This is a genomic window from Moorena sp. SIO3B2, assembly GCF_010692525.1.
GTDB lineage: Bacteria > Cyanobacteriota > Cyanobacteriia > Cyanobacteriales > Coleofasciculaceae > Moorena > Moorena producens.
The window spans coordinates 1-6,088 of the sequence record NZ_JAAHHE010000350.1 but is presented as its reverse complement, the minus strand read 5'-3'; the positions used below and the strand labels follow the sequence as shown (position 1 = coordinate 6,088).

Below are 6,088 nucleotides of genomic sequence, written 5' to 3'. Positions count from 1 at the left end.
CATTTATCATCTTTTATGCCCTCTTCAACCATGGGATAGACCATTAAAGCAGTAATGATGATATAGAGTAGCCCAGATAGAATTCCAGGAATAAACTTAGATAATTTTTGAGATAGTTTTTGGATTTTTTGAGGGATAAACTCAACCCTAAAACCTGGTATAGTTATAGTTCTCAAATGAGATAGCACTGGAAAACTTAGACAGGATACTATAGCTGCTATCACTGAAGGAATTACCAAGGAGATTTGTACTCCTATATCATCGGTAACCTGGGTACCAAAGTGTAAGGCTGTAGTTAATCCAGCTATCAGTCCAAGAATCACTCGAAAACCAACACTATAGAGCCATTGTTGAATACCTACAGGCAACCAATCAGGCTGCATCCGCTCAATTAATAATTCTTTTCGCTCTCTCTGTGTGATTTGATCAGCTATCCAAATTAACCATTTTTGTGAGATTTTTTTTGAAAATTTTACCGGCTTTTCTTCAAGTTTTTTTTGAATATAAGCATCCAGTAAATGCTTTCGACGTTTTTCAAATAAACTTATGTCTAATAAGTCATTGGTTAAGTCATTGTTTAAGTCATCTTTTGTCTGACCTTTATAGGCAACAGCAATAAAGTTCAGAGTCAGAGGACTTTTCACTAATTCCTGTATGGCTTCGTCTTCTTCTTTTAATTCCTTAACTCCTGACAAGGCGTCTCCAGCATCGTCAAAATACCGTTGGATTTGTTGGTCTGTCAGTTGCCTATAGAAAACCGCAGTTTTAAATTGAAGCTTCTCTGAAATTTTGTGGTAATCTCGAATTCGAGAACAAACCACCATTTCGGTTTCTGTATAGCTTCCTAGAAACTGATTGATTGCTCTAATACAATCTCCTCTTTTGCTTTCTCTGACTTCATCTAAACCATCTAATAGAAGTAGTAGTTGCTGATTTTTTACCCAATCCTTACACTGCTTTTCAGAAAACTGATAGATTCTATTCAGTTCCGTAACCAGCCACTGGGCTAAGGGTTTTGGCTCTTTCTCCCCAGCCCAACTGGAAAGGTTGAGCACTACAGGAATTGGTAGGGTTGTGTTTTTCCTGGCATCACTGATTAATTCATCAGCAATTTCGAGAAGTGCGGTGGTCTTACCTGACCCCGATCTACCAAGAATCAGCATTGTTCTGGTGTTTTCAAGTTCCCCAAATACATCAATTGCTCTAGTTCCTTCAGGCAGATGTTGTGTTTGCCGACTTGAATTTTCTCCTTGTTGACTTGAGGGATTTATCACGGCGCTTGGGTCTTCAATCAGACCCAATTCAAGGGTTTCTTCGATATGTAAAGACTTATCAAGAACACCTTTAATCCAGAATTTTTCTACCCGCTTAAGTAAGGTTTCACGGGGACTAGCTTTATTGCTGGCAATATCAATATCTGGGAGTTGCCGTAACTGTTTCCAGGTGATGCTTTCTTTAGCTAGATTGTGATGAATGACTGGTAGCCAACTGACTTGTGGTAGTGTTTTCTGTCTCTGTAGATCCTCTATATAGTTTTGGACTTCGAGCCTAGCTTTTTGTACAGAACGATATAAAGATAAACCTTCAGTGCTAGTGTAGTCTTCTTTCTCCTGCAAGTTTTTTCCAGTGAAAAATCCCAGAAAAGATTTCAGAAACTCTTGTGCGACTTTATCAGGAACAGGTTCTCGCCAAATAATAATTTGAGCAATGTCTAAATCTGCTAATTGACGTGCTAATCCTAAACCATCACAGGAATTGAAAATAGCCAATTTCATTCCTTGATATTGGTTGATGGCTGTTTGAATAGTCTGTTTTATTTCTTGAATATCCAGTGTTTCCTCTGGATTAATCTTCAGTAAACCAGTGTCTTTATCTGTTTTACTATGTCCAGAAAAAAAGAGAAAATCCCAGCGTTCTTTTTCCATGAAGTGGAAGAATTCTGACCGTGTAGGTTGCCTGAGAAATACACAATATGCACCAGGTATTTTTCGCAGTAACCGTCTATCTGCTTCTACATCAATCTTGTTTTCATGCTGATCATCCCCAGGCTCTCCTAGAATACATAAAATTTTAACTCTTTTGGGTCTAGGGAATATGGGTTCTGCTCCAGAAGACATAAGGTTAACTTGCTCTGAATTACTGAAGGATAAGGCTACATCACTAAAATTGTCTTGAGCAAAGAAATCCCAGCAATGCCAAGGAAGTTTTTGCAAAAGATTTGGGGTTGATTCAGAGCCAATCTCAGAGCCAATATTCGGTGTATGGAGCACAACATCAAATTCATCTTCAGGAGAGAGCTCAAGTGATTGTTCTAATTGTATCTTGACAGGATTAAGCCAATGATTCAATTTATCTTGTAAAGCCTCAGTCTTTTGATTACAATCAGAAATTGTGGGAATACTAACATTAGTAAGTTGATTATTTTTGAACCCCGCTCTAGTTCGAGAAAACTTAATTCTGGCATCATAGTTTTTTTGCCAGTTTTGATAAATATCAGGGATGTCTAATGATTTAGGAATTTGACATTCTAATTCCCTTAAATTATTTGGGCGATTTCTGGTGACTTCTTGTACTTTAATAGTAGCTTTACTAAATCCCTGATCAAAATCACCTTCTCCTAAGTTTATCAGAATTCGCTTGGTAATTTTCATAGTCATTAATTATAAACTAAACGACAAAATTTTCAGTCACAAATTCATTGTTTAGGGACACTATAACAGTAAAAGTTTTTCCTGGAAGTTCAGAAAATTCGAGCTGAATTAAATTATCAGCTTCTCTGGCTATTGCTTCAGCTTCATCTGATTCAAGGAGGACTTTTAGTTTTAAACCTGGAGGTAAAGTTTCTGTTCTGCTGATAGGGCGAACTTGAATAATAACTCCTTGTTCTTGATTGTCCTCCGTCCAAACACTAACCACTAAAGCGAATTGTTTACCATTGACTAATAGCCCCAAATCAATCTTTTTAGCCCGTTCAATATTATTACTATGACTTCTACAGGAATCAAACGCCAGTTCTTTTGGCAATAATATGTCTCCAATAGCTAACCAAACCTCATCAAAAATCCCCTCAAACCAAGCTGCTAAATTCACAGGTTGTGGTGAGAGTTCACCAATCAAATCATCAACCGAGCGCAACCGACTAATTTCCAGAACATCTGCAACGACTGCTTTGGTAAACCCTAAAAGCTCGACTTGATCTAAGTGTTCGCTAAACTGAATAGCAATATAACCAATCCGGTCTTCGGTTACTTCTGGAGGTAAAGACACAGTAGTTTCTCCAGGTAGCACAGAACGACATTCTAATGTGCCAATGTCAGGAACAATTAAATCGGCAACATTCCATTGATGTCTTAGAATTGGGTTCCAACAATCACTTTCTTTTAAATCAGTGTCAATGCCAAGATATTTAAGATATCTGTGAACTGCGTAAACCGCTAATGTATTCAAATAAACCTGTTTACTTTTTGCAGTTGTAGTTTGTTCCGCTGCGAATTTGCTAGCGAAGCGATGAGCTTTAATGCCGAGGGTAATTTCTAAATTTTCCATGTCTTGACTTGTCATGATTCTTCGTCTCCTGAATAACCTAGATCCTTCAATTTTTTTTGAAGGAGTACTAGGCATTTTCTTTTCCAATGGGCTCTAAGAGCATTGTAGTTAATACCTAACTCCCTGCTGATGTGAGTTAATTTGTCTGGTGGGTCTTTAAAAAGTAACCTTTGGCAAAGGAGCTGACAGTTACAATCGGGATGCTGACGAGGATGACACTTTTTAAAGATACGGTCTGGATCTTCCTTCACGTAACGTTCTAATTCTTGAAAGATTTCCTGAATTTTAGGCTTTCTGAGTTTCTCAATGTAAGCGTCAATTCCACTGAGCTTAGGAGTATCAAAACCACCATCTGGAAGTATATCTAGTAGTGTTAAGGGATTGTCCGGATCTTTATTGATGTTGACATCTAAACTAAATTCACGACTGTGTTGCTCTGCTTGCTTAAGATATAAATCTTTAATCCGCCATGTTAGATAACCATTTATCCATCTTAACAAGCTTGTCTGAACTGGTAAGTCTGGTTTCGGTTCAAATTTACAAATATTTTTTCTGACCCAATCCCAAGTTTGGTCTAAAGCTTCCAAATAAAGGGGATGAGAAGATTTTATGAGTCCGGGTAACCGTTGACATTCACATAATAGTAGATGGATATCTTGTCGCCGTTGTTCACTCTGAAAGTCTTGATTGCCACGAATTCTATCAATAAGTGCCCGTAATTCTTGATCTGTCATAGCCATCTTTTTTTTTGATAACTGGTGTAGATTGTCCTTTAATCCCTGAGATTTCAATAGCATGACAGCCAAAATTGAAAACAAATTCATAGTTATCCCGCTCCTAATCCGTCATAGAAGCCAACAGCAAAATTAATTGCAGCTCGATCTATTATTATCTGTTTCATGTATATAATCGATATGCTGATTAATTGCTTGAGTTTGAATCTCAGAGTAGCAAGCATTGATCAGTACCCATTCCACTTGAGGGTAAAACAACTGAAATAGATTAGCCAATGCTTCTGCAGCCATCATTCAAGAAAGGAAACATCCCATTTTTAAAGGGTTTGATTGGGTCTGGTAACAGAAGAGACACTCTACCGTTCTCAGCAATCATGATAGCATTAGGATGCTCCCCTTTAGAATACTATGAAATTATACGGTTAAATACCTGCTGGAAGCGAGGAAAGTGTAAGGGCATATTTTGTAGTGCTCTTCTTACCCTTTTTTTGCAAGGTTTACGGCATCGCCCAGTACTCCAATCATAATCAACCACCCTGAAATAACCTTGACTATTCCGTTGGATAAAAATTCCGATGCGAATAGAGCCATCTTTTCGCTTCCTTTTGATTTTTCCGTGAATATTGAGCTTGATCACTTGAGAATTAGGATATTCAACGGAGATGTTTTTCCATTCTATTGGCTTACCATTAGAATATTCATAAGCCATACGTAATATCTGTGATTCTGAGTTGTATAATCGTGCCCCTACGTATTCAGCACTGAGATGACGTTGAGCAATTTCAACTGTTCCGGATTTACTGAATTGTTCCTGATTTAAGGAAGATAGAGAGCTTGGAGTCGGAACACTAGCAACAGCGATCGCAGGTAAAGTTAATCCCAAGAAGACAGAACTAACAATGAGTCTTAGGTTCATAATCATGCTCCTGATGCAGTATTGAGTTTGGAGGCTGGCTTGAACTAGCCTTCGGTTGAATACATTAATATATCGGTACTTGGCAAAAAAATCGTGCAAAACTAGCTAGGAGTCAAACTGGAAATCACCTGCCAGAGGGAGCATTGCTGAATTTTCGGATGAATATGAGTTGATGTAGGGTGGGCAGTGCTTAATACAGATCAGCTGACAAAACCCGTTGGTAGCCACTGCCCACCATAGGTGTAGCCGCAAATTGATTTTAGTTGATGTAGGGTGGGCAGTGCTTAATACAGATCAGCTGACAAAACCCGTTGGTAGCCACTGCCCACCATAGGTATAACCCCTGATAGCTTACTGTAAACGCTATGTCATGTCTATCAGTTTCCGAATCAATCCGGATGTGATCCTACCGGACCAGACCGGGGGGGAAACCCCCCCATAAATTTAACCTATTAACGCCAAGTTTGATACTTGGTTGCAAAACTAATTACTTGCCCCGGAATGCCCGTCGGTTGCAAAGGGCTCCAGTCGGAAACCGACCCATACCCGAGTGCGCAAAGGCCGTAAATAGTTTTGGTTACTGCTTCAGGAGAGCCCTTAATGTACTTAATACGTTGTTTCTTGGGATTATTGTTGTGATTCGGAATAAATTCTGTAGACATGGCTAAAAAACTAAATTTCGTTGTCTTGATGCAGTCGCTCATGGGGGAAACCCCCAAGACCGCGCTGCATCGATTACAATGATTATTGTAATGATTATATTTATAATTGTCAAGGGTTTTTATAAATTTTTTTTCCGGGGGTAATTTTAGTATAAAAAAAAGTGAATGCTAAATTATCAGCTATCAGCTATCAGCTATAGCAAAGGAAACAGGTGTACCTGATAGTTATG

The 6,088-nt window shown here is 38.5% G+C and carries 5 protein-coding genes; all 5 read right to left on the bottom strand.

From position 1 onward, the window contains the following. A partial coding sequence (locus F6K38_RS33320; RefSeq protein WP_287359380.1) for an NACHT domain-containing protein occupies positions 1 to 2,651 on the bottom strand: 2,651 nt, incomplete at its 3' end. Positions 2,652 to 2,667: 16 nt separating this feature from the next. After that, positions 2,668 to 3,561, bottom strand: a complete 894-nt coding sequence (locus F6K38_RS33315; RefSeq protein ID WP_287359377.1) for a DUF1822 family protein — start codon at positions 3,559 to 3,561, stop codon at positions 2,668 to 2,670. Then, on the bottom strand, positions 3,558 to 4,370 hold the full coding sequence (locus F6K38_RS33310; protein ID WP_287359374.1) for a hypothetical protein: 813 nt from the start codon (positions 4,368 to 4,370) through the stop codon (positions 3,558 to 3,560). The genes F6K38_RS33315 and F6K38_RS33310 overlap by 4 nt, the downstream gene beginning before the upstream one ends. Before the next feature lie 316 nt (positions 4,371 to 4,686). Beyond that, positions 4,687 to 5,196: a hypothetical protein gene (locus tag F6K38_RS33305; protein WP_287359372.1), complete on the bottom strand. Its 510-nt coding sequence runs from the start codon at positions 5,194 to 5,196 to the stop codon at positions 4,687 to 4,689. Between the two features lie 452 nt (positions 5,197 to 5,648). Next, positions 5,649 to 5,858 carry a hypothetical protein gene (locus F6K38_RS33300; protein WP_071986988.1) on the bottom strand — a complete coding sequence of 70 codons (210 nt, stop codon included), beginning with the start codon at positions 5,856 to 5,858 and terminating at the stop codon, positions 5,649 to 5,651. Positions 5,859 to 6,088: the final 230 nt, after the last annotated feature.

Excerpts from the sequence above, each read along its gene's own strand:
- F6K38_RS33315 (WP_287359377.1), bottom strand. The coding sequence starts at position 3,561 with ATGACAAGTCAAGACATGGAAAATTTAGAAATTACCCTCGGCATTAAA.
- F6K38_RS33310 (WP_287359374.1), bottom strand. The coding sequence starts at position 4,370 with ATGAATTTGTTTTCAATTTTGGCTGTCATGCTATTGAAATCTCAGGGA.
- F6K38_RS33305 (WP_287359372.1), bottom strand. The coding sequence starts at position 5,196 with ATGAACCTAAGACTCATTGTTAGTTCTGTCTTCTTGGGATTAACTTTA.
- F6K38_RS33300 (WP_071986988.1), bottom strand. The coding sequence starts at position 5,858 with ATGTCTACAGAATTTATTCCGAATCACAACAATAATCCCAAGAAACAA.